This is a genomic window from Paraburkholderia sp. NMBU_R16 (genome assembly GCF_013282575.1).
GTDB lineage: Bacteria > Pseudomonadota > Gammaproteobacteria > Burkholderiales > Burkholderiaceae > Trinickia.
In genome coordinates, this window is the sequence record NZ_JAAAYE010000053.1 from 1 (window position 1) to 22,411 (window position 22,411).

Consider the following 22,411-nt stretch of genomic DNA (forward strand, 5'->3'; position numbering starts at 1 on the left):
ACTCAAGCCGAGCGCTTTCGGCGCGGCGCAGCGGCGCCGGTTCCGGGCTACGCCCGTCACCGCCGCTGCTGCGTCTGCATTCTCATCCTGATTGACGCGCTGTTCTCATCTTGATTGACGCGCGGCATCCCGCTCTGCATCGATGGTTCGATGCCCAGATATCCGATCATGGCCACGATGCGATGGCAGGGCATCATCCCGGCATGATGCGCCATCATCAGTGGGAATCATCGGCAATGGAATAAGCAGCGCGCGCACACCCAAGATGCCAACTGCCAATCAATCTGGGCCCTGCTCCGCTAAGTCGGTGGCAAGGCTGCTGTCGTCGTGGCCGAAAGTGCTACGCGAATCGGTTTGGTTCCGCTGGTACGATTCGAACAGGCATCTCTTCCGTCGCGGACGGCGGGTCAAAGCTTGATAGGGTAAGGCTGACCCTCACTTCAACCGGTCAATCCGAATACCCACTTTACTTCGCCGCGCCGCAGTGCTGAGCGGTTTGAACGCATTCTGGCGGGGTTTTGACGCTTCAACGCGTCACTCAGAAGTGTCCCCGTCGCCCTGCTCGGCCAGCATGCGCAATGCGGCCTTTTCCGCATTCAACACGTGCTGGCGGGCGTGTTCCTGCGCCTCGTCCGCGTCGCGCGCCTTCAGCGCCTTGTGGAGCTTGTCGATTTCGCGCAGGCTGCTCGGCAGCCGGTCGGGATGCATCAACGATGTCGCGCGCAGCAGGTTCACGCGCGAGTAAAGGCTGTTGAGGATTTCCTTCACGAGACGGTTGCCGCAGTTGTCGAGCAGCACGTCGTAGAGCGCCGCCTTGGCCTTGAGCACGCCATCCTGGTCCTGCGCCGTTGCTCGGGCGCGTAGCATCTTCGCGGCCTCGCCGAATCGCGCGATGGCCTCGTCGCTGGCAAGCCGTGCGAATTCGTGCGCGGCAAAGCCCTCCAGCAAGGCCCGCAGCGCATAGAGTTCGACCGCCTCATCGCGCGACATCACTGCGACCACGGGCCCCTTGTGCGGCACGTTCCGCACCAGCTTTTCGGCCTCCAGCTTGCGCAACGCCTCGCGCACGGAGGTCCGGCTCACGCCCAGCGTTTCGCACAGTTCACGCTCGATCAGCCGCGCGCCCGGCGCGAAGCGGCCGCTCATGATCGCCTGCCGCAGCACGTTTTCGACCTGGTGACGCAGTGTCTCGGGCCGAATCAACCCCATATCAGTCGACATTATTGTCTTCCCACCCGACAAAAATCCAATCCATATAATACTTCACGAGCGCCCGCTTCAAGCGTCGGGCGCGCATAAATCCGGATCGGCGAACGCACTCCAGGCTCGCGTCATTGCGGCAGGGAGCCGAGCCCTGTGCGCGATACGATTTGCAGGCTTTCGTTGAACCGGAGCACGAGCGGTTCGGCATGCGCGACTTCGAGCGACGCGATCTTCATATCGTCGATTCCGTCCAGATGCTTGAACAGGGCGCGCAACGCGTTGCCGTGCGCGACCATCAGCACCGACTCGCCGTTGCGCAACGCGGGCGTCACAGTGCTTTCCCAGAACGGCAACACGCGGTCCAGCGTATCGCGCAGGCTCTCGGTGCGCGGCAACGCGTCGGGGTGCGGCAGCCTTGTCCCGTCGAATTGCATGAAGATGGCCCGCTGGCGTTCCGCGTCGAGCGGCGGCGGCGCCGCGACGAAGCTCCGCCGCCATGCGCGCACTTGTCCCGCGCCATATAAATCTGCGGCAGCGTCCTTGTTCATGCCCGTCAGCGCGCCGTAGTGACGGTCGTTCAGCCGCCACGAACGCACGACGGGTCGCCTGGGCGCGCCGCACCGGCCGATGATGAGATCGAGCGAGCGCCCCGCGCGGCTCAGCACCGACGTCACCGCAAGATCGAACCGTAACGACCGCGCGCGCATCTGCTCGCCGATGCATGTCGCCTGCGCGATGCCCCGCTCCGAGAGCGGCACGTCCATCCAGCCCGTGAAGCGGTTCGTGCGATTCCATTCCGACTGGGCGTGGCGCAGGACCACGAGCGTCGCGCAATCCGCCATGCGGACCTCGTCTAGTTGTAGGCCGAGATCGCGGACGTGCGGGTTCGGGCTGTCGTCTTCGAGCGGCATGTCAGGACGTCGCCGTCGCGCACCGTTTCGCCAGCGCCGCCTCGAGCAGCGGCGCGCCGAGTTCCGCGCCATGAATGCCGGTAGTGCTGACGATCTCGAGCAACTCCATCAGTTCTTGCGGTGTCGCGCCGTAACGCAGCGCGTTGCGCATGTGCAGCTTGAGCCCCGGCAAGTACAGATGCGTCGACGACGCGTCGAACGCACAATACATGAACTCCTTGATCTTCGGGGGCAATACGCCGGTGCGCCAAGGCACCGAAGAAAATGCGACATACGCCTCGAAGAAGTCGGGGTCGAACTCGAGCAGGCCTTCCCATGTCGGATGCCAATAGCCGCGATTCTTTTCGAACGCTTTCTTCAGCGCGCGGCGCCGTTCGTCGAGCGGCGCAGATCCCGCGCGCAGCCCCTCTTCTTCGAGCACTTCAAGCAGCACGGGCACACCGACATTGCTCGTATGGATGCCGATCGTGCTGATCAGTTCCAACACTTCCATCAGTTCTTCGCGCGTCGCGCCGAATGCGAGCGCACGCTCCAGATGATGTGCGACACCCGGCCCGTATAGCTGCGTTGCGCACGCGTCGGCGGCAAGCGCGATGAAAGCGCGCACTTTGTCGTTGAGATGATTTCTTCGCTGCGGCACCGCCGACAACTGAACATAGGCATCTACAAAGCTCGGGGCGAGACGAAGCATGCTGTCCCATGCGGCGCTCCAGCCGCCGTGCACGCGCACGAAATCGTCCTTGATCTGCTGCGGCTTGCGTGGCTCGCGCGCCGGCTGGTCTCCCTGATTCATCCAGTCGCTCCTCGTGGTGGCGATGGTCAAATGTCTGCGCACTCGGAACGCGGCCTGCGCCGCGTTCCGCAATTGGCATCAGCGTGCGTCAAGCCCCTTCGGGTAATCGGCCTCCGAAACTTCCTCCTGCCACATCGACTTGCCGATCGACGTGGCAATATGGACCATGTAGCTGCCGTCGCTCGCCCCGTGCCAGTGGCGCTCACGGGGTCCGATGAACACGATGTCGCCCTGGCGGATTTCCTGCGGTGCCTCGCCGTCCTTGCAGATCCAGCCCTTGCCGGCCGTCACCTGCAGCACCTGGCCCTGCTCATGCGTGTGCCAGTAGGTGCGGCCGCGCGGCGCGAAGAACACCGTGTTGATCGTGACGCCGTCGGTAGACGGCATCACGGGGTCGGCCCACACCGTGCCCGTGAAAGTCTCGCCGCGCTGCTCCGACATCTTGTCTTCTGCCCTGCCGTGAAAAACCTTCATGACTGCTTCTCCTCTTCTCGTCAAACTTTCCGCTTTCCATCGAATAGCCGCACACCGCCGGAGACATCGCCGATCGCATCGACGACGCGATTGCTGATCACGTCGCCATAGCCTAGCGCCGTGCCGAGGCCAAAGCTCGCGAGCGGCCCCGATGCATTCAGCGACACCAGGCCTAACTCGCGCACGCGATCGACGTAAAGCACAACATCCTTCGTCATCAGCTTGCCCGTCAGGCCGCCTTCCAGATAATCGCCGTCGACGATCTTCGGAAAGCGGTTGAGCGTCGCGAAGTTCACGCCGCTGCTGCTGTTGAGCACATCGAGCAGCAGATGCAGGTCGAGCCCCGCCTTCTTGCCTGCCACCATCACTTCCGCGCTCGCCGCAAGGCTGACCGCGTTGAGGAAGTTGTTCAGTAGCTTGGTCGTGTGACCCGCGCCGCTTTCGCCCATGTGCGCGACCTTCTTGGCGATCGGCGCGAATGCCCATTTGAGCGCTTCGACGGCGCTCTGTTCACCGCCGACCATCAATGTCAGCGTGCCCTTCTCCGCCGCGGCGGCGCCGCCCGAGATACCCGCGTCGACATACTGGACGCCGCCTTGCGCGAAGCGCTGGGCGAGCCGTATCGTCGAGCTCGCGGCAGCCGTGCTCAGGTCGACGACGATTTGTCCGGCGCGGCAATTCGCCAGCACGCCGCCCTCGCCTTCGACGACGGCCTCGACCACCTTGCTGTCCGGCAGGGACAGCATCACGACGTCGGCAAACTTCATCACGTCCGCTATTGCGGACGCGGCCTGCGCACCCGCTGCCTCTATGCGCTCAGGCACGGTGTCGTAGCCAAGCACTGCGACGCCAGCATCGACGAGCCGCCGCGTCATGCGGCCGCCCATGTTGCCGAGACCGATGAATCCGATCCGTTCCTTGTTCATTTGCGCTATTCCCTTTCAATCAGCTCATTCGTCAAAAGTCGACATCCTTTGTTTCCGGTCCCATCAGCGCGCCGATCGCGCCGATCAGCCCGCCGATGCATAGCAGCACCACCGAAGTCAGCCGCAACGGCATGAACGTGCTCAGCCAGTCCATGTAGAACGCGTAGAACGACGGGATGATCACCGATAGGCTGAAGCCCACGCCGAAGCCCGTTGCACGCACATCGGTGACGAAGCGTTCGTTGATGTACGTGACGATCACGCCCCACGGCGATGTGACGAGCACGGCGAGCACGCAGACCAGCGCGATGATCGCCGGCAGCGACAGCCCGTCGACGTTCGCGAGGACATACAGCAGCGCCGCGCCGACTGTCGCGATCAGCGGGCCGACGATGGCGAAAAGGCGCCGCCGGCCGATTACCTGCGCGAGCATGCCCGAACCGATATAGCTGAAGAACAGCACGAAGTAGGTGATCATTAGCGTTGACGTCATCTGGAAGCCGGTCAGATGCAGCGTCTTCACGAGCAGCCCGGTCGGCAGGAAAATCGTGATGATGTTCTGCGTGAGCCAGAAGCCCGTCATCATGACCAGCACCTGAAGCAGATTGCGTCCGCTCTTGCCGCGCAGCAAGTCCGTCAACGGCAGCTTTTCGGGCTGAACCGCCTTCTCTGCCGTTTCGCTCTTCCAGATCTCCGATTCGGCGACCTTGTGCACGTAGTACATCGCCAGCGCGCCCGCGAGCACGGCGCCCAGCACGAACGGAATGCGCCAGCCCCATTGCGCATACGGCGAGTGCATCCCGCTGAGCGGAAACAACCAGAACATCAGCATCGCGATCAGATTGATCGACACATACGCGGCGGGAAAGCCCGCGATGATGAAGCCGCCCACGAAGCCGCGCTGCGCCTTCTTCGAATACTCGATGGCAAGCGGCATCGCGCCCGTATAGCCACCGCCGAGAAAGATGCCGTCGACGAAGCGCAATAGCACGAGCGCCCAATACGACACAATGCCGATGCTTTCATAGCCCGGCAGTAGCGCGATCAGCAGCGTGACGACGCCGAAGCCCGATACCGACCAGATCGAGGCCTTGCGGCGGCCGATGCGGTCCGCGACCATCCCGAACAGCAGCGCGCCGATCGGCCGCCCCAGCAGCGTCGTGATGAACACCAGAGACGCGAGAATCGTCTCCATGCCGCTCGACAGATGCGGCGGCTGGAAGAACGCCAGCACCGGCGACAGTACGACGACGGGCAGGTAAATGTCGAACATGTCGATGTACTCGGAGAAGAACGCGCCTTTGATCGCGTTGCGTCTTTTCGTTTCGATCGTCTGCTCCCGGTCGGACTGTACGACGTCAGTCGCGGTGAGTGTCTTCATCGTTGTCTCCTTTGTAGACCGGAGCCGGTGCTTTCGCGCCTGCTCCGGTCGCATGCAATCTCGTTGCATTGATTGCGCGCATCGTGCGGTGCGCGGTCTGCGTATGATGTTGCGCCGTGTCGCCGTTTTGCTCGCGCACGCGGGCAAGACGTGCGCTGCTACGTAACCGTCGAAGTCTCGGCTTCGTACGTTTTGATCGCCTCCGTGGCAATGCGGAACGCCGCCAGGGCGAGCGGCACGCCGCAGTAGATGGCCGCCTGCATCAACACAGCGCGGATCTCGTCCTTCGTCACGCCGTTGCGCAGCGCCCCCTTCACGTGCACGGACAGTTCGTGATGCTGGCTCATCGCCGTCAGCATCCCGAGGTTCAGCAGGCTGCGCGTCTTGAACGGCAGCGTCTTGTCGCCCCAGATATCGCCCCAGCAGCATTCCGTGACGTACTTCTGCATCGGCCGGTTGAAGTCGTCGGCGTTAGCCCACGACTTCTCGACGTGCGCTGCGCCAAGCACTTCCTTGCGGTTTTCAAAGCCTTTGTCGAAACGTTCATTGCTGTCCATCTTCAAGGTTCTCCCAGTTGCTCAACCCGTTCAGTTGCTCCGCGCGATCATATTGCCGGGCGCAATGATTGTCCGACAATGCAAACGCGCAAAATTTTTTGGCACATGTCCGGCTTACATCCGGTCGCGTGCCGCTCAATCCGCGCCGTAACCGACCAATGCCTTCGTTTCCAGGTATTCGCGCAGGCCCGCTTCTCCCCACTCGCGGCCGTTGCCCGAGCGCTTGTAGCCGCCGAACGGCGCATTGAAATCGACGGGCGGATAGTTCAGATGCACGCCTCCCGCACGCAACGCACGGGCCACCTTGCGGGCGCGCACGATGTCGCCCGATTGCACGTAAGCGGCAAGACCGTAGTCGGTGCCGTTGGCAATTGCGATGGCTTCATCTTCGCGGTCGTATGGCATCATCGACAGCACCGGCCCGAATATTTCCTCGCGCGCGATTGTCATGTCGGGCGTGACGTCGGCGAAGACGGTCGGCTTCGCGTAGTAGCCTTTCTCGATGCCGGCAGGCAACCCCGTGCCGCCCGTGACAAGTCGCGCGCCTTCATCGATGCCCTTCTGGATCAACGCCTGCACGCGCTCGAACTGATTGCGGTTGACGAGCGGCCCGAGCTGCGTGGACGGTTCGTCGGTCGGCCCGACGCGGTAAGACTGCGCCGCGCGCTTCGCGATCTGCGCGGCGTCGTTCATCAGTTGACGCGGCACCAGCATGCGCGTCGGGATCGAGCATGATTGGCCCGAGTTCGTGAAGCATGCCGCGACGCCGCGCTTCACGGCTTCTTCGAGGTCGACGTCATCGAGCAAGATGTTCGCGGACTTGCCGCCCAACTCCTGCGCAACGCGCTTGACCGTCGGCGCGGCCGATTGCGCGACGAGCACGCCCGCGCGCGTCGAACCCGTGAACGACACCATATCGATATCCGGGTGCGCCGCAATCGCTTCGCCGACGCCCGGACCATCGCCGTTCACGAGATTGAACACGCCCGCGGGCAATTTCGCTTCGTCCAGCACTTCGGCGAACAGCAACGCGCTCAGCGGCGAATATTCGCTGGGCTTGAGCACCATCGTGCAACCGGCCGCGAGCGCGGGCGCAATCTTCACGACGATCTGATTGACAGGCCAGTTCCAGGGTGTGATCAGTCCGCACACGCCGATCGCTTCGAACACGACACGCGTGTTGTCGCGCTGCTCTTCAAATTGGAAGCGCTCGAGCACGTCGATCAGCGCGTTCAGATGCGCCGGGCCGCGTGCCGCCTGACCGCTGTGGGCAAACGTAATGGGCGCGCCCATCTCGCGGCGCATCGCCTCCGCGAATTCGTCGTAGCGGCGCTCATAGATCCCCAGCACGCGCCGCAGCATCGCGACACGCTCGGCCACGCTCGTCGCGGACCATGCGGGAAACGCGCGGCGCGCAGCGGCGACGGCGCGGTCGACGTCTTGCGCATTGCCGAGTGCGATGCGCTCGAACGGCGCTTCGGTGGACGGATCGACGATGTCGAACCGTTGGTCGGAGGTTGGCTCGACCCAGTGTCCGTCGATATAAAACTGTGCTGCATGTGACATGGCAGAATCCAGAACAGAAAGATCAATGCGCATCGCCATCGAGCAGGCGGTACATTTCGGTGTGGTCGGTCGCGTGCGTCGAACGTTGTGCGGCTTCGTCCCACAATGCCGTGCAGGTCATGCCGAGCGTCATGGGATAGCCGACCGACTGCCCGAGCGAACGTGCGATCTTCAGATCCTTGTTCATCAATTGCAGCGCGAATCCGGAGGCGAACGTGCCGCTCAGCATGAACTGCTTCACCTTGTTTTCAGAGGTGTTGCTGCGGCCCGACGATGCGTTCAGTACGTCCGTCATCAGCCCGGGCTCGATGCCGAAGCGTTGCGCGACGTGCAGTGCCTCGACCGTCGCTGTCAGTCCCGCCGCCGACACGTAGTTGTTCAGCGCCTTCGCCGCATGCCCTGCGCCCGCGCTGCCAATGTGCAGAATGCTCTTGCCCATCGCTTCGAGCACGGGCTTGCACCGCGCGAGTTCCTCTGTCCTACCGCCGACGAGAATCGAAAGCGTGCCCTCCTTCGCTTTCTTCACGCCGCCTGACACGGGCGCGTCAAGATACGCGAGGCAGTGCTCTTCGAGCACGGAGCCAAGCTTGCGCGAGCGTTCCGGTTCAGACGAGCTCATGTCGATCACGACGGCGCCCTTCGCGAGCAGGCTCGCCCAGCCATCTGCGCCGCCGCCGAGCAGCACGCTTTCGACGATGGCCGAATTCGGCAGCATCGTGATCAATGCGTCGAGCGACGCGGCGTTGTCCTTGCTCAGCCGTTGCGCGCCCGCTTCCGTAGCGAGCGTGTCGGCGCGTGCGGTATCGGCGTCGTCGATGAACAGGTCGAAGCCGCCGTTGACGAGGCATTGCACCATCGGCGCGCCCATCATGCCGAGCCCGATGAAACCGATTCGCTTGGGTTGTGTCATGACATCCCTCTCCTAGCGCAGCGCGGAAAACGCAGTCGGTGTCAGGAAGTGATTCTCGATGCGCTCGACGATCGGCCTCTCTGCTTCCGTCGCGGTGCGCCTCGTGATCCATTCGGCGTCGGCCTGAAACGCGTTCCACTTCTGCTCGCGCTCTGCGAGGCTTTCCCATTTCAGCAAATACGTGAGCGCATGGTTGCTGGGGCCGATCAACGTGGTCCAGAAGCCGATCTGCTCGATGCCGTACTTTTCGAAAAAACCCAGCGTGGTGGACGTGAAACGGTCGAGCAACGCCGGCAGGCGTGTCGGCGCGCAGTGATAGATGCGCATTTCAACGATCATGTCATTCTCCGTGGTTGTATTTCTGGCTAGCAGTGTCAGGAAAAAAGGCGGTTCAGTCCGCGAGCCCTTCGATGGACGACCACCGCTCGACGTACTTGACGAGCTCCGTCATGTCACGCGCCGTGCCGTCCTGCATCGCGGCGTAGTTCCACACCTGGCGCGCGACGCTGCCAACCCACATGGGCACGCCGAGCGCCTGGCATTCGTCGACCGCAAGGCCGATGTCCTTGCAGACGCTGCCGACGGGAAAGCCGAAATCGAACGTGCGCGGCAGCACGTGCTTCGGAAACTTGTCGAGCGTCGCGCCGTTCTTGCCGCTGCCCGCATTGATCACCGACATCATGACCTCCGGGTCCAGACCACCGCGCATGCCCGCGACGAACGCCTCGGACGTGATCGCGAACGCCGTCGATGACAGCATGTTGTTCAGGAGCTTCAGCAATTGCCCTTGCCCGGCCTTCTCGCCCACGACGAAGACCTTGCCCAGCACGCCGAACAGGCCGCGCACCTCTTCGAGCGAGATGGGGTTGCCGGCCGCCATGATCGCGAGCGTGCCCTTCGATGCGCCCGCCGCGCCGCCGCTCACAGGCGCATCGACGGTTTCGATTCCTTTTGCCAGCAGCGCTTCGGCGACTTCCTTTTCGATGCGCGAGCCGACCGTGGACAGATCGACCAGAATCTTGATCGCGCTGCCAACGACGAGGCCGCCGTCGCCGAGCGCGACCTGCTTGAAGATCGCGGGCGTGGGCAAGCTCGTGAACACGGTGTGCGCGCTGTCGGCCACTTCCCGCACCGATGCAGCCGCCTGCGCGCCAATCGCCTCCAGCTCCGCGACGGCCGCTTGGTCGCGGTCGTACACGATGAGGTTGTGGCCTGCTTCGATCAGCCGACGCGCCATCGGCCGGCCCATCGTGCCGACGCCGACGAAACCGAGTAAGCGACCGCTGTGTTGATTTGATGCCTGACTACTCGACATGACAATCCTCGTAAATTAAAGGGGCGCTGCGTTAATCCGAGCCCCGGGCGCGCGAGAGACGCACCACAGCGGCCGCATCGGGCTCGGCATCGAACTTCCATAGGGTGTCGACAAGCGGTTGTGCATCGATACCCGAGCGACCATAGATCGCGAGCCGGTGCAGCTTGTCCGCCAGTTCGACGTTGGCGAGCGGCGCGGCGAGACTGCCGCGCGCAGCCTGCACGCGATGCGACAGGCGTTCGCCCGAGCGCAGCACGATCGTCACATGCGCCGATTCCACCGGCCACGCAGCATCATCGACGAACCGTAGCCGGCTCGCTATCGCGCGCAGCGACGGATCGGCCACGGCCTCATCGGTGAACTCTTCGAGTCCCGCCTTGCCGCGCGACAGCGCCACTGCCACGGCATGCTGCGCGCTGACCTGCGATTCGCGGCCCGTGCGTACGCCTGGCCGGTCGGTGCGCTCGCGCAGCAGCGGATGCCCTGTCAGCTCGATCTCTTCGATATCGTCGATGGACCAGCGCGCGTCGCGGCGCAGATCGAGGCACGCATCGATAACCGGATTGAGCACCACACCGCACGGATACGGCTTGTAGGTGTTCTTCAGCAGCGCCCACTCGCGCCCAAGGTCTTGCGTGAGTTCTTGCCAGTGCGGCGTCGACGCCGTCACGCGCAGGAAGCCACGTTCACCTTCGAGCGGAGCAACAGGGCCCGAGAAACCCTCTTCGGCGAGCAGCGCCGACAGCAGCCCATTGCGCGCCGCGTTGCCGACGCTGATGCTCTTGGACATCGTGCCGAGCGTTTCGACCAGTCCGCCTGTCTGAGCGGACGCATTGCCGAGCGCCCACACGATGGCCTGCTCACCGAGTCCGCGCGCTTTCGCTGCAGCCGCAGCCGCGCCGAACACCCCGCATGTCGACGTGATGTGCCAGCCGCGCTGATAGTGCTCGGGCGACACCGCATTGGCGATGCGGCACTCGACTTCCACGCCGATCACGAACGCGAGGAGCAGCGCCTCGCCGCTCATCGCATGCGACTCGGCGAGCGCAAACAGCGCGGCGGCGACGGGCGCCGTCGGATGGAGGATGGTCGGGATATGCGTGTCGTCGAAGTCGTATACGTTCGCGCTCATCGCGTTGAGCGCGGCCGCGCTCAGCATGTCCGTGCGTTCGCTGCGGCCGATGAGGGTCGCGTCGTTGCCGGCGCAAAAGCGGCCATTGACGGACACGGCCTTCTCGAGCGTCGGATCGTTCGAACCCGCCAATGCGACGGCGAAGTAATTGACGAGCGAACGTTTCGCTTCGCGGCTCACGGCAACGGGCACGTCGCGCCACTGCGTATCGGCCACGAAGCGCGCGAGCGCGCGGGTCAGTTCACCGTTTTGCAGAGCGCGTACATCGGTGGGATCAGCCTGCAAGCCAGCCTCCATCGATCGGCATCATCGCGCCCGTGATCTGGCTGGCCGATGGCCCGCACAGAAACACGACCATATCGCCGACATGCGCAGCGTCGACGAGTTCGCCCGTCGGCTGCTTGCCTTTGAGGAACTCGCGCACGGCATCGCCACGATCCAGACCGCGCTCGTCCATCAGTGCATGGATGCGGCCGTCGATGTTCGGCGTGAGCACCGAGCCCGGGCAGATCGCATTGCACGTGATGCCCTGACTCAAAGTTTCGATCGCCACCGAGCGCGTGAGCCCGAGAAGCGCCGTCTTGGTCGTCACATAGTCGGCGCGATTGGCGACGGCGCGCGCGCCGTATACCGACGTCATGTTGAAAATACGTCCCCAGCCGCGCTCGCGCATGCCGGGCAACACCAACTGGATCGCGCGGAACGCGGCCGTGAGATTCACGGCGAGCGCACTGTTCCAGCGATCGAGGGGAAACGCCTCGATGGCCGCAAAATGCCGGACCACGGCATTGTTGATCAGGATGTCGAGCGAACGCACACTCTCTGTGGCCGTGGCGATCAGCGTATCGACACCCGCCGGCGTCGCGAGATCGGCTTGCACATAGGTGACGTTCACATCGAACACGTGCTCCAGCTCGTCCATCGTGCGCATCATCTGCCCCGGCGTTTCGAGCCCGTGCAGTACGATGTCGCATCCGGCGCCCGCCAGCGCCCGCGCCATGGCGAGACCCAGGCCGTTCGACGAGCCCGTGACGAGCGCGCTCTTGCCTTTCAAGATCATCTGCCGCCTCGCTTAGCGCATTTCCGCGTCGAGCCGCACGATCCAGCCGTCCGTCTCGCGGTCATGCGACGGATAGCGCGTCAGCACCGCCGGATCGTGGCCGGGAATCACATGATTCGGCGAGCTCGCCAGACGATGCGCGGCTTCGTAGCCTTCGAGCATGTCGCCGACGTTGTAGACGACGGGAAATGGGCGATGCGTCTGCATGTTCGCGTAGAAGTGCGAAGCGTCCGATGCCAGCACCACCCAGCCTCGTTGCGTATGGACGCGCACGATCTGCAGGCCGTTCGTATGTCCGCCGACCCAATGCACGCTCAATCCAGGCGTGATCTCCGACGCGCCGTCATGGAACTGCACACGCCCTTCGAACAGGCGGCCGACCATCGACTTCACATCCTCCGGTTCGAACGGATGACTCAGCGCGTGATGACACATGCAGCGGCCCGTGCAATACGCCATCTCCCGATCCTGAAGGTGATAACGCGCGCGCGGGAACAGCGAGTGATTGCCCGCGTGGTCGTAGTGCATGTGCGTGATGATCACGTCTTCGACGTCACCGGCGCGAATGCCGATCTGCTTGAGCCCACGCTCGACCGTGTTCGTGATCGTGCGGCCACGCTTGTCGGCCATCGCCTGGTCGAAACCTGTGTCGACGATGAACGAGCGCGTCTGGCCCACCACGGCCCATACGAAGTAATCAAGCGGCATCGGCACATCGTGAGAGTCGCCGCCAATAAAGTTGTCGCCTGAGCGGCGCTCGAAATGCGCGTACTTGACTGCGTAGATCCTGTAGTTCTCAGCGGGCGATGACATGTCTGAAGTGTCCTTTTGTGTGCTAATCCGTGCGGAAATCCTTGCGTAGCCCTTCACTGCGCCGCGGCCCGTGCGCTTCCTTCCAGCGCTTGCGTGCTCGTGGCGTCGGCGGCGATCGCTTCGAGCGAGCGGTGCTTCGTTTCCGCCCCGAGCACGCCGACGATCAGCGCCTGTATCAGCAGCGTGCCGACAATCAGCGCCAGCACGCCGGATATACCGAAGCGCATGAAGGCGCCCGCCACCGCATACGGCACGACGATGCTGACCGCGCGGCCTACCGTGTTCGCCAGCCCCGAGCCGCGTAACCGCAGTTCGGTCGGGAACAGTTCGGGCACATACGTGGCGACGCTGAACGACGACAGCACGTAGATGCCGGCCGTGATCGCAAAGCCCAGCGCCGTGATCGCCACCGCCGACTGTGCGAAGGGATAGGCAATGCCAAAGCCCGCGCATACGAGCGAAAACAAAACGATGCCCCACTTTCGGCCAACGCGCTCGGCGAGCATAAATGCGATCAGCGAGCCCACCGGGCCGCCCGCGAACATCAGCGCCGTGATGCCGAGCGAGTTCGACACGCTGTGTCCCTGCTTGACGAGGAACGTGGGTATCCAACTGACGAATGCGTAATTGACGGTGAAGAGCGCAACGAGAACCGTGATGGCCGTGATCGTGCGCGTCAGTAGCCGGCGCGAGAACAGATCGCGGAGCCGGCCGGCCTCGCTCGAATCGCTCGCATAGGAGGAGTCGCGAGCAAGAGATTCCGTGGCGCCTACGGTGCTGTCCGCGGGGCCGCCGCACGCCGCCTCGATGCGCTCGACGATCTGCCGCGCTTCGGCGTTGCGTCCGCGCGCAGCGAGCCAGCGGGGCGACTCCGGCATCGACTTGCGCAGGAACCAGACGAACAGCGCGCCGCATCCCGCTATCGCAAACATCCAGCGCCAGCCGTAGTGCGGGACGATCAGCCAGCCAAGGAAGGTCGACAGAAACAGCGACGTGTTGATGATCAAATTGAGGATCGTGCCAAAGCGGCCGCGCCAGTTCGCGGGAATGAACTCGCTGAGCGTGCCGTATCCGACTACGATTTCCGCCCCCATGCCGACACCCATCACGAGACGGAAGAAGATCAGCCAGTACATCGACGGCGCTAACGCCGCGGCAATCGAAGCGAAGCCGTAGATGCCGAGGTTGAACTGATAGCAGAAGCGGCGCCCGAACCGGTCACCGAGCAGCCCGGAGAGCCACGCACCCGTCATCATGCCGATGAAGGTGACGGAGACGAAGGTCGCGTTCAGACCCAGTGTGGATTTGCCGCTGTGGATCATCGCCGCAAGCACCGTGCCGGCGATGTAGATGTCGAACGAATCGAAATACATTCCGGCTGCGATCAGCCCCAAAAGGCGCCAATGGAAGCTGGACAAGGGAAGTTTGTCCAGGCGGGCTCCGATGTTGGCTTCCATCTGCATGGTGCTGTCTCCGAGATATTGGCTTTCTTTGGCGGGCTCGCTGCCGTCTTCTCCAGACGGCAGGCTATCCGCTCGCCGACTGATTATATTCCTGTCATACAATCCGTCAAGGCGTCAATTCCTGAGGCTCGCCCACTGGAGAGCGTCGGGGCGAGAACATCACAGTCCGCCTAGCGCTAGGAAAGCATGTCGGTAGCCGGCGATCTCGATGTTTTGTCGTCGTTGGACAAGATCGGCTCCCCCAGCTGTAGGGAATTTGGGGCAACTAACGATTGGAGAGGCAGATCCGCCAGTTACAGACCTTGACCTGATGAACCCCTACAGCCGAGGCATCAGAAAAGCTCGTGATGCGCGATCAACTCACGAATCAGGTCGACCAATCTCTTGATCCCCGGCCCAAACTCGCTCGCCTGGTAGCAGATGGAGACGCTGTGCGCCGGAACCTCCGGCGCAACCGCAAGCTGTCGTACCCGGTGCGCGTCGACTTCCGACTGAATGATGCGCACCGGCACCAAGGCCACACCCAGTCCTTTGACCACCGCCTGCACCGTCACTGGCAAGCTATTGCAAGTGCTCACGCGCTCCGGCTTCACGCGCGCATCAGCGAACCACTTGAGAACGGTCTCATGCAGCCGCGCCGTCGGCGGGCTGATGAGCAGATGCAGAGAACCGAGGTCGGAGGGCGACAGTACCTCGCGTGTTACAGGAAAGTCCGCACGCGCGAACCATCCGAAGCGGTTTCTGCCGATCACCTCTTGTTTAACATGCCCAGGCACATGCGCTTCGGACACAATGGCCACGTCTAACTGCTCGCCGGCAAGCATCTGGCTGACCGCACCGGTATCGCCGACGAAGATGGATGTCCGTAGCGCAGGATAATGACGCTCGATACGCTCGATCAAATCGGTCGCTGAAACAAGCGCAAAGCTTTCATTCATTCCGAGCCGCAGCAAGCCTCTCAGCGGATCGCGCGTGCGAAAACGCTCGACCAGTTCGCTCGCGCTGCCCAGCGTTCTATCCGCCAATTCAATCAGGGCGTGCCCCTCCGCGGTCAGTCGGATCCGCGGCCCCTGCCGCACGAACAACTGCACGTTCAGCGCCGATTCGAGCTCCTTCACGCGTGCCGAAATGCTGGGCTGCGCAAGGTGCAGATCCTCTGCGGCGGCGTGAAAACTGCCGAGGCGAACGACCCGCTCAAACGCGCGCAACTGATCCAGCGTTACATTCATTTCAAGGTACCCGCGTTCGGCGTCGATAGAAAATTTGGATCGCCAGGCCACAAAACAATCAGTTTTTCCTTGTGAAGGATAGCGCTTAACATCGCCTTAACGAAAGCAGGAAAACCCGGCACCGCGGTTGTCAAAGGCTCAACGCCTGCGTGCGTGCCGCGCAGCTTCAGACAAATAGATGGAGACGATCGCATGGCCAACATTAACGCACCGGACCCTGCATGCACGGTCCGCAACCGCGCGCCGCGAGCCGGCGACCGTGGCGAGATGTGGTCCGGAGGTGCGCGATGCAGTCGGTGAACGCACCCGCGCACGGCGCGCTTACCGGCTCCGCGCGCCCTGATCTGCCAACGTGGATCCGCTCGACCGATCGCATTGTCATCACGGTGCTGAATTTGATGATGCTCGCGCAGGTCCTCCTGATCTTCGTCGCGACGCTCTCGCGATCCGTGTTTCATTCGTCGGCGCTCATGGGCGTCGACGAGCTGTCACCCCTTTTTCTCGTGACCGCCGCATTTCTCGGCGGCGCCGTTGCCTACAGCCGCGGCCAGTTCCTGTCTATCCGCCTCGTCGTTGATCGTTTGCCGAAGCGCTGGCAGGACACCTGCGACGGCGCATCGGAATGGATCGTGATTATCGTCTCCCTGTTGATCGGCGGCTTTTCGATTCCTCTCCTGATCTCGAACGCAGACGAATCGACCGTGCTGCTCGGCATTCCGTACGCGTGGAGCACTCTGCCGATCACCTTCGGCTCGGCACTCTTCGTAATCCACGCAGCGCTTGCGAGCTCCAAGCGGCCAACCTTTGCGAAGCTGGCGTCGTTTGTACTGGTGTGGCTACCGGTACTCCTGTTCATGTTGTGCAAAACATGGCTCGGCCTGCATGTGTCGGTGCTGTACGTGCTGTTGATCGCGCTCTTCCTCGGTCTGATCGTGGTCGGGGTACCGGTAGGTTTCGTGCTCGCGGTGATCGGCATTGTCTGCGTGCAGGCGATTGGCTCGGCCGACATGATGTCTGCTGTCGCCAACGCACAGCGCGGCTCGGGCGGCTTCATTTATCTCGCGCTGCCGTTCTTCATCCTGGCTGGATTCATCATGGACCGGGCGGACGTAGGATTGCGCATCGTCGAATTTGTCGGCAGCCTGATCGGCCACAAGAAGGGCGGCCTCTTCCAGGTGATGATCATCGGCGTGTACATCTCATCGTGCATATCAGGCTCGAAGGCCGCCGACATGGCGATGGTCGGCCTGCCGATGAACCGCAAGCTGCAACAGCACGGTTATGCCGCCGAAGAACGCGCGGCGCTGCTCGCCTCGTCGGCGGCGATGTCGGAGTCCGTGCCCCCTTCGATCGCGTTGATTCTCATGGGTTCGGCCACGTCGATCTCGACCGGCGCTCTGTTCGTCGCCGGTCTGATACCGGCCGCGACGCTCGCGATCTGCCTGATGATTCTGGTGCGCGTTCGCGCGACGTTCGCCGGCTGGGTGCCGACCCCGCGCGCGAGCCGCGCCGAAGTACGGGCCTCGGCAACGCGCGCCGCGCTGCCGCTGCTGATGCCCGTGATCCTGATCGGTGGCATCGCGGGTGGGCTCGGCACGCCGACCGAGGTGTCGACTTTCGCCGTGCTGTATGCGCTTGCGCTCGGCCTTCTGAACCGCAAGATCGGCGCGCGCAGCTTCTGGCAAACACTCACCCAGGCGACGCTGCTCAACGGCATGATCTTTTTCACCGTAAGCGCGGCCACCATCTTTTCGTGGGCGCTCACCCTCGAAGGCGTCACCACCGCGATCGCCAATACGGTCGCGAACTTCGGCGCAGCGACCTTCCTGCCGGCCGTGGTCATCATCACAGTATTGCTTGGCTCGCTGCTCGAAAGCTTCGTAACCATCATCATCATCGCGCCGCTGTTGCTGCCGGTGGCTGTTCAGTTGGGTATCGATTCGCTCCATTACGGCATCGTGATGGCAGAGGCGTTTGGCATTGGCGTGATCCTGCCGCCAATCGGCATTGCGCTATATGTCGCTTGCGCGATCTGCGGCGCGCAGGTGGAACGTGCAATCCGGCCGATGCTCTGGTACCTGCTGGTGCTCTTCGTCGGGCTCGTGATCGTCGTATATGTCCCGGGCCTCACCGAATATCTGCCGCACGCGCTCGGCTTCAAGACGTAATCCGTCGTGAGCCCACCACGCGATCCCACGAAACGGGGTACGCGTCACTCGCATAACAGTGCGCCGCCAAACGGAGCGGCCCGACCAACCTGGAGGAGACACACCCTATGAAACCGATCGACATCGTCACATGTGACACAGCGGATGGTTCGGAGGCGGCCAGCGCCGCGCTGGACAATCACGGTCGCGCCCGCCGCGCGATGATGCGGGCGGCGGCCGGCACGGCACTCGGCGCCGCCCTCGGGCCGTTCGCGACTCCGCACTCGCACGCGCAGGGCGCGCCGAAGCGCCTGCGCGTTGCGCATACTGCACCGACCGAGCACGGTTGGCACGTATGGTCCGTCGCGTTCAAGGAATCGCTCGAAAAGCGCAGCAACGGTGCGATGCTCGTGCAGATATATCCGAATGCGCAGATGGGCACTGAGCGCGACATTGGCCAGGCGGTGCGTAATGGCACTCTCGAAGTCGGTGTGATTGGCGTCGGGCTCACGAACTGGGTGCCGGAAGTGTCAATCACCGATGCGCCCTATCTGTGGAAAAGCCGCGATCAGGCGTACCGCGCATTCGCCGGCGCGTTCGGCGACGACTTGCGAGCCAGCTGCCGGGAAAAGGGTTTCGGGCTAATCGGCTGGACCGATCTCGGCTTTCGCTGTATCACGAACTCCAAGCGGCAGATCCGGTCGGTGAACGACATGCAGGGCTTGAAGATGCGCGTGCCGATCTCGAAGGCCTACATCGCGATGGTGCAGGCGATGGGCGCAACCACTGCCGCCGTCGATCTTAGCGAACTCTATCTGGCGTTGCGCCAGGGGGTTGCCGACGGTCAGGAGACGCCGCCCACGGTGGTCAAGTCGAACAAGTACTACGAAGTGCAGAAATATGTCGCGAAGACCGATCATGTACTGACCACTGGCTATTCCGTGACCAGCACGAAGTATTTCGATGGCCTTTCCGCCACCGAAAAGCAGACCTTCATGGCTGCAGCGAGCGACGCCGATAACGTGCTGCGCACCCACACGCAGAAGGAAGAAGTCGACGCATACCAGTTCCTCGCCAAGCATGGCATGCAGGTGAACCTGAACGTCGACGTCGAATCGTTTCGCAAGGTCTGTGTGCCGCTCATCGACAAGATGCCCGATCAGTTTCCGCCGAACCTCGTGAAGCTCGGGCGCGCGACGCCGATCTGAGTTCTCATTCTCCTAACAACGGATTTCCGAACAATGAACCATGTAAAGCACGCGGCGGCAACCGGGCAGCCGATCCGCGGCATCCACCTGACTTTTGCGGCGCCCGCTGTCATCGAAGTGGTGAGCGCGGCCGACCTGCAGTTCATCTACATCGATGGCGAGCATGGCGCGTTTGACTGGCGTGATGTGGAGGCGGCGTGCATCGCCGCCGAACGTCACGGCTTGACGCCAATCGCGCGGATACCTGACATTTCCATCGCGACCATCACGCGATTTCTCGATCGCGGCGTGCGTGGCATCATCGCACCGCACATCGAGACGATCGAGCAAGCGCAGCGCGTAATCAGCGCGACCTATTTCGCGCCGCTCGGCGCACGCTCTTTTGGCGCGGGGCGGCCCGAATACGGCCAGCGCATCTCCGATCGCACCGCCTATATGCAGCAGTGCAACGAAAGCGCGTCGGTGTGCCTGATGATCGAAAGCGCGAAGGGCATCGAGAATGCGGGCGAGCTCGCGGCGCTCGAGGGCGTCGATTATCTTAGCTTCGGGCTGCTCGATCTCGCCCAGGACCTCGGCTATCCAGGGCAATCGGATCACCCTCAGGTAAAGGCGGCCGTCGCCGACGCGGATCGACGCATCGCGGCGGTCGGCAAGCGCACGCGTGAGAGCTTCATGAAATACGCATGGATCAACGAGGTGCTGATGGCCGGCACGCATCAGTTGCTCGGCCGCGCAGCACCGGCGTTATAGAAAGGGGGTAGAGATGATGGAGAAAGAAGTTTCAATTTCGACGAAGTACGGGACGCAGCCCGGATTCGCCGTCTGCCCGTCGGCGCCCGGCATGTATGCGCCAGTGATCCTCTTCATGGATGCGCCGGGCATGCGCGAGGAGCTGCGCAACATGGCGAGGCGCATTGCGCGCGCCGGCTACTACTGTCTGCTGCCCGATCTGTATTACCGGCTCGGCACGCTTCGCTTCGACGTACCGCGCCGCAACGAGGCCATGTCTGTACTGATACGGGGGGCAATGGCAAGCCTCTCGAACGCCGAAGTGCTTGACGACACGTACGGGATGCTCGGTTTTCTCGATGCGCAGGAGCAGGCGGCGCCCGGTCCTGTCGGCGCAATAGGTCACTGCATGAGCGGGCCGTTTGTCGTCAATGCCGCCGCGCATCTTCCCCGCGTGGCAGCGGTTGCGGCGCTTTATGGGGTGAACATGGTCACCGACAAACCAGATTCGCCCCATCTTGTCGCGGACAAAATCCAGGGCGAGGTTTACGCCGCCTTCGCAGAAATCGATCCGGCCGTACCCTCTGATGTCGTACCCACATTTCGCAACGCGATGGAAAGAGCCAATGTCGCGGCACACGTCGATGTGGTGCCGGGCACGCATCACGGTTTTTGCTTTGCCGCGCGCAACGACTACCACCCGCGCGCCGCCGAAGCCGTTTGGGAGGACATCATGGCGATGTTCATGCGCCGGCTTCATGGCCAATGAGTGCATCGTTCTATCAGGAACCATCCAATGAACGCAGTACATATCAACAACATACGCTGCCGCGTCGCGATTCTCGACGACTGGCAGGATGCCGCGCGCACGTGCGCGGACTGGTCCGAACTTGAAGCGCGCGCGTCGCTGGATTTTTTCGGCACACCGTTCGCAAGCGAGGACGAAGCGGCCGAGCGGCTCGCACCGTTCGACGTGATCCTTGCGATGCGCGAGCGCACCGCGTTTCCTGCATCGCTGATCGAACGCCTACCGAACCTGCGCATGTTCAACCTGTCCGGCATGCGCGCGGCGCTGGTGGACATGGCATTCATGCAGTCGCGCGGCATCACCGTGTGCCTGACCGAAGGCGGGCCAGGCGTCGAATCGACCGCCGACCTCGCGCTCGCGCTGATGCTGTCGGCCGTGCGCGATTTGCAGGCGGCTTCCGTTGCCGTGCGCGAGGGCAGTTTCCAGCGCGGCACGCGGCCCGGGGTGGCGCTCGCGGGGAAGACCCTCGGACTCGTGGGCCTCGGAAAGATCGGTGCACGCGTGGCGGGCTACGGCCGGGCGCTCGGCATGCGTGTGCTCGCGTGGAGTCCGAACCTGACGGCCGAGCGCGCTGCCGACGCGGGCGTCGAATACGCAACCAAGGAGACCCTTTTCTCTACCGCCGATGTTGTCAGCGTGCACCTTGTGCTCTCGGAGCGCACCGCATGCATCGTCGGTCGCAACGACATTGCGCGGATGAAGCGCGGCGCGACGCTCGTCAACACGTCGCGCGCGGGGCTCGTCGACGAAGCTGCCCTGATCGATGCAGTGCGCGAGGGTCGCATCGTCGCGGCGCTCGACGTATTCGATCAGGAACCGCTGCCTCGCACGCATCCGCTCGTCACCGCGCATCACGCGGTGCTCACGCCGCACCTGGGCTACAGCACGCGCGACGTGTACGAAGTGTTCTATCGGCAGCAGGTGGAAAACACGCTCGCCTTTCTCGATGGCAAGCCGATCCGCACGCTCGCGTGACGCAGGGAGCCCCAACGATGACCCCTGAAGCCATTGCGCATGCGGCACGGCAGCTCGCCGATGCGCGCGTCACGCGCTTGCCGCTCGCCGAGCTCGACGCGCATGCGGCGCCTCGAAACGCCGTCGATGTCCACGCGATTCAGGACGCCACTGCTGCGCTGCTCGGCGAACGCGTCGCCGGATGGAAAGTGACGGCTTCGCCCGCTGGAGAATTCGTGCGCGGTGCGATTCTTGGTTCACGCGTGTTCACGAGCCCTGCAGCAATCGAAGGCGCGCTCGTGCCAATGCGCGCGGTGGAACTGGAAATCGCGTTCCGCTTCGAGCGCGCCCTGCCACCGCGCGCGCACGACTATAGCTACGACGAGGTCGCCGATGCGGTGAGCGCGTTCGTCGCGTTCGAGATCGTCGATTCGCGCTTCACCAAGTATGCCGATGCACCGTGGCTACATCGCGCAGCCGACTTCGTATCGAATGGAGCGTTCGTCGTCGGGGACGCATGCGCGCACTGGCGCGAGTGCGATTTGGCGACGCTCGAAGCCCGCTTATTCGTCGGCGATGACGTGCTGGTCGAGCGCATCGGCGGTCATCCGAGCGGCGACCCGCTTCTGCCGGCGATTGCCCTCGCCAACGCCTTTCGGCGCGATGCGGGCGTTCCGGCCGGGCGCTTCGTAACGACCGGCACGTACACCGGCCTTCATCGCGTCGACAGAGGCGCACGTGTCACCGGATCGTTCACCGGCTTCGGGGCGGTGTCGTTGACGTTCTTGTGAGCGCGCTCGTTCGTGCGCAGCCCGCTTCGCACCGATAACTC

At 63.3% G+C, this 22,411-nt stretch carries 22 protein-coding genes; 6 read left to right on the plus strand and 16 right to left on the minus strand.

What is annotated here, in order from left to right; all coding sequences use genetic code 11:
- Positions 1-534 precede the first annotated feature (534 nt).
- The 16 genes from GWC77_RS22100 to GWC77_RS22175 all read right to left on the minus strand — a co-directional run bounded on the left by GWC77_RS22100 (position 535) and on the right by GWC77_RS22175 (position 15,784).
- On the minus strand, positions 535-1,221 hold the full coding sequence (locus GWC77_RS22100) for a GntR family transcriptional regulator (RefSeq protein WP_173260312.1): 687 nt from the start codon (positions 1,219-1,221) through the stop codon (positions 535-537).
- Between the two features lie 110 nt (positions 1,222-1,331).
- A complete protein-coding gene (locus tag GWC77_RS22105) occupies positions 1,332-2,114 on the minus strand; it encodes a 2,3-diphosphoglycerate-dependent phosphoglycerate mutase (protein ID WP_254367088.1) in 783 nt (260 codons plus the stop codon).
- A 1-nt stretch (position 2,115) separates the two neighbouring features.
- Entirely contained in the window at positions 2,116-2,907 is a 792-nt protein-coding gene (locus GWC77_RS22110; protein ID WP_173260313.1) for a carboxymuconolactone decarboxylase family protein, read from the minus strand.
- Positions 2,908-2,985: 78 nt separating this feature from the next.
- Entirely contained in the window at positions 2,986-3,381 is a 396-nt protein-coding gene (locus tag GWC77_RS22115; RefSeq protein WP_173260314.1) for a cupin domain-containing protein, read from the minus strand.
- A 20-nt stretch (positions 3,382-3,401) separates the two neighbouring features.
- Positions 3,402-4,307, minus strand: a complete 906-nt coding sequence (locus GWC77_RS22120) for an NAD(P)-dependent oxidoreductase (protein ID WP_173260315.1) — start codon at positions 4,305-4,307, stop codon at positions 3,402-3,404.
- Between the two features lie 31 nt (positions 4,308-4,338).
- Positions 4,339-5,688: an MFS transporter gene (locus GWC77_RS22125; RefSeq protein WP_173260317.1), complete on the minus strand. Its 1,350-nt coding sequence runs from the start codon at positions 5,686-5,688 to the stop codon at positions 4,339-4,341.
- 158 nt (positions 5,689-5,846) lie between these two features.
- The gene (locus GWC77_RS22130) at positions 5,847-6,245 is read right to left on the minus strand and encodes a carboxymuconolactone decarboxylase family protein (RefSeq protein WP_173260319.1); all 399 of its coding nucleotides are present in this window, start codon (positions 6,243-6,245) and stop codon (positions 5,847-5,849) included.
- Positions 6,246-6,380: 135 nt separating this feature from the next.
- The gene (locus GWC77_RS22135) at positions 6,381-7,811 is read right to left on the minus strand and encodes an aldehyde dehydrogenase family protein (RefSeq protein WP_173260321.1); all 1,431 of its coding nucleotides are present in this window, start codon (positions 7,809-7,811) and stop codon (positions 6,381-6,383) included.
- A gap of 22 nt (positions 7,812-7,833) precedes the next feature.
- On the minus strand, positions 7,834-8,721 hold the full coding sequence (locus GWC77_RS22140) for an NAD(P)-dependent oxidoreductase (RefSeq protein ID WP_173260322.1): 888 nt from the start codon (positions 8,719-8,721) through the stop codon (positions 7,834-7,836).
- A 12-nt stretch (positions 8,722-8,733) separates the two neighbouring features.
- Entirely contained in the window at positions 8,734-9,060 is a 327-nt protein-coding gene (locus GWC77_RS22145; protein ID WP_173260324.1) for an NIPSNAP family protein, read from the minus strand.
- A gap of 52 nt (positions 9,061-9,112) precedes the next feature.
- On the minus strand, positions 9,113-10,036 hold the full coding sequence (locus GWC77_RS22150) for an NAD(P)-dependent oxidoreductase (RefSeq protein ID WP_173260325.1): 924 nt from the start codon (positions 10,034-10,036) through the stop codon (positions 9,113-9,115).
- 31 nt (positions 10,037-10,067) lie between these two features.
- Complete coding sequence (locus GWC77_RS22155) at positions 10,068-11,453, minus strand: MmgE/PrpD family protein (protein WP_254367089.1); 1,386 nt, start codon at positions 11,451-11,453, stop codon at positions 10,068-10,070.
- Positions 11,443-12,228, minus strand: coding sequence for an SDR family oxidoreductase (locus GWC77_RS22160; RefSeq protein WP_173260329.1), 786 nt, complete (start codon positions 12,226-12,228; stop codon positions 11,443-11,445). The genes GWC77_RS22155 and GWC77_RS22160 overlap by 11 nt, the downstream gene beginning before the upstream one ends.
- A 12-nt stretch (positions 12,229-12,240) precedes the next feature.
- Positions 12,241-13,041 carry an N-acyl homoserine lactonase family protein gene (locus GWC77_RS22165; RefSeq protein ID WP_173260331.1) on the minus strand — a complete coding sequence of 267 codons (801 nt, stop codon included), beginning with the start codon at positions 13,039-13,041 and terminating at the stop codon, positions 12,241-12,243.
- A 53-nt stretch (positions 13,042-13,094) separates the two neighbouring features.
- Positions 13,095-14,504, minus strand: a complete 1,410-nt coding sequence (locus tag GWC77_RS22170; protein ID WP_173260333.1) for an MFS transporter — start codon at positions 14,502-14,504, stop codon at positions 13,095-13,097.
- 332 nt (positions 14,505-14,836) lie between these two features.
- On the minus strand, positions 14,837-15,784 hold the full coding sequence (locus GWC77_RS22175; protein WP_367949076.1) for a LysR family transcriptional regulator: 948 nt from the start codon (positions 15,782-15,784) through the stop codon (positions 14,837-14,839).
- A 236-nt stretch (positions 15,785-16,020) separates the two neighbouring features.
- Here GWC77_RS22175 and GWC77_RS22180 point away from each other — a divergent pair, with 236 nt between their 5' ends.
- The 6 genes from GWC77_RS22180 to GWC77_RS22205 all read left to right on the plus strand — a co-directional run bounded on the left by GWC77_RS22180 (position 16,021) and on the right by GWC77_RS22205 (position 22,370).
- The gene (locus GWC77_RS22180) at positions 16,021-17,901 is read left to right on the plus strand and encodes a TRAP transporter large permease subunit (protein ID WP_173260334.1); all 1,881 of its coding nucleotides are present in this window, start codon (positions 16,021-16,023) and stop codon (positions 17,899-17,901) included.
- A gap of 107 nt (positions 17,902-18,008) precedes the next feature.
- Positions 18,009-19,088 (plus strand): TRAP transporter substrate-binding protein, encoded by a 1,080-nt coding sequence (locus GWC77_RS22185; RefSeq protein ID WP_173260336.1) that lies wholly within the window; start codon positions 18,009-18,011, stop codon positions 19,086-19,088.
- Positions 19,089-19,121: 33 nt separating this feature from the next.
- On the plus strand, positions 19,122-19,838 hold the full coding sequence (locus tag GWC77_RS22190; RefSeq protein WP_173260338.1) for an HpcH/HpaI aldolase/citrate lyase family protein: 717 nt from the start codon (positions 19,122-19,124) through the stop codon (positions 19,836-19,838).
- Positions 19,839-19,851: 13 nt separating this feature from the next.
- Positions 19,852-20,586 (plus strand): dienelactone hydrolase family protein, encoded by a 735-nt coding sequence (locus GWC77_RS22195; RefSeq protein WP_173260340.1) that lies wholly within the window; start codon positions 19,852-19,854, stop codon positions 20,584-20,586.
- 27 nt (positions 20,587-20,613) lie between these two features.
- The gene (locus GWC77_RS22200) at positions 20,614-21,600 is read left to right on the plus strand and encodes a D-2-hydroxyacid dehydrogenase family protein (RefSeq protein WP_173260342.1); all 987 of its coding nucleotides are present in this window, start codon (positions 20,614-20,616) and stop codon (positions 21,598-21,600) included.
- 17 nt (positions 21,601-21,617) lie between these two features.
- Complete coding sequence (locus GWC77_RS22205) at positions 21,618-22,370, plus strand: 2-keto-4-pentenoate hydratase (protein ID WP_173260344.1); 753 nt, start codon at positions 21,618-21,620, stop codon at positions 22,368-22,370.
- Positions 22,371-22,411 lie beyond the last annotated feature (41 nt).

Bases quoted from the DNA above. Each gene is read 5' to 3' on its own strand.
- GWC77_RS22130 (WP_173260319.1), bottom strand. From the start codon at position 6,245: ATGGACAGCAATGAACGTTTCGACAAAGGCTTTGAAAACCGCAAGGAA.
- GWC77_RS22100 (WP_173260312.1), bottom strand. From the start codon at position 1,221: ATGTCGACTGATATGGGGTTGATTCGGCCCGAGACACTGCGTCACCAG.
- GWC77_RS22120 (WP_173260315.1), bottom strand. From the start codon at position 4,307: ATGAACAAGGAACGGATCGGATTCATCGGTCTCGGCAACATGGGCGGC.
- GWC77_RS22105 (WP_254367088.1), bottom strand. From the start codon at position 2,114: ATGCCGCTCGAAGACGACAGCCCGAACCCGCACGTCCGCGATCTCGGC.
- GWC77_RS22205 (WP_173260344.1), top strand. From the start codon at position 21,618: ATGACCCCTGAAGCCATTGCGCATGCGGCACGGCAGCTCGCCGATGCG.
- GWC77_RS22115 (WP_173260314.1), bottom strand. From the start codon at position 3,381: ATGAAGGTTTTTCACGGCAGGGCAGAAGACAAGATGTCGGAGCAGCGC.
- GWC77_RS22165 (WP_173260331.1), bottom strand. From the start codon at position 13,041: ATGTCATCGCCCGCTGAGAACTACAGGATCTACGCAGTCAAGTACGCG.
- GWC77_RS22170 (WP_173260333.1), bottom strand. From the start codon at position 14,504: ATGCAGATGGAAGCCAACATCGGAGCCCGCCTGGACAAACTTCCCTTG.
- GWC77_RS22135 (WP_173260321.1), bottom strand. From the start codon at position 7,811: ATGTCACATGCAGCACAGTTTTATATCGACGGACACTGGGTCGAGCCA.
- GWC77_RS22160 (WP_173260329.1), bottom strand. From the start codon at position 12,228: ATGATCTTGAAAGGCAAGAGCGCGCTCGTCACGGGCTCGTCGAACGGC.
- GWC77_RS22200 (WP_173260342.1), top strand. From the start codon at position 20,614: ATGAACGCAGTACATATCAACAACATACGCTGCCGCGTCGCGATTCTC.
- GWC77_RS22185 (WP_173260336.1), top strand. From the start codon at position 18,009: ATGAAACCGATCGACATCGTCACATGTGACACAGCGGATGGTTCGGAG.
- GWC77_RS22140 (WP_173260322.1), bottom strand. From the start codon at position 8,721: ATGACACAACCCAAGCGAATCGGTTTCATCGGGCTCGGCATGATGGGC.
- GWC77_RS22145 (WP_173260324.1), bottom strand. From the start codon at position 9,060: ATGATCGTTGAAATGCGCATCTATCACTGCGCGCCGACACGCCTGCCG.
- GWC77_RS22110 (WP_173260313.1), bottom strand. From the start codon at position 2,907: ATGAATCAGGGAGACCAGCCGGCGCGCGAGCCACGCAAGCCGCAGCAG.
- GWC77_RS22150 (WP_173260325.1), bottom strand. From the start codon at position 10,036: ATGTCGAGTAGTCAGGCATCAAATCAACACAGCGGTCGCTTACTCGGT.
- GWC77_RS22180 (WP_173260334.1), top strand. From the start codon at position 16,021: ATGCAGTCGGTGAACGCACCCGCGCACGGCGCGCTTACCGGCTCCGCG.
- GWC77_RS22190 (WP_173260338.1), top strand. From the start codon at position 19,122: ATGAACCATGTAAAGCACGCGGCGGCAACCGGGCAGCCGATCCGCGGC.
- GWC77_RS22125 (WP_173260317.1), bottom strand. From the start codon at position 5,688: ATGAAGACACTCACCGCGACTGACGTCGTACAGTCCGACCGGGAGCAG.
- GWC77_RS22195 (WP_173260340.1), top strand. From the start codon at position 19,852: ATGATGGAGAAAGAAGTTTCAATTTCGACGAAGTACGGGACGCAGCCC.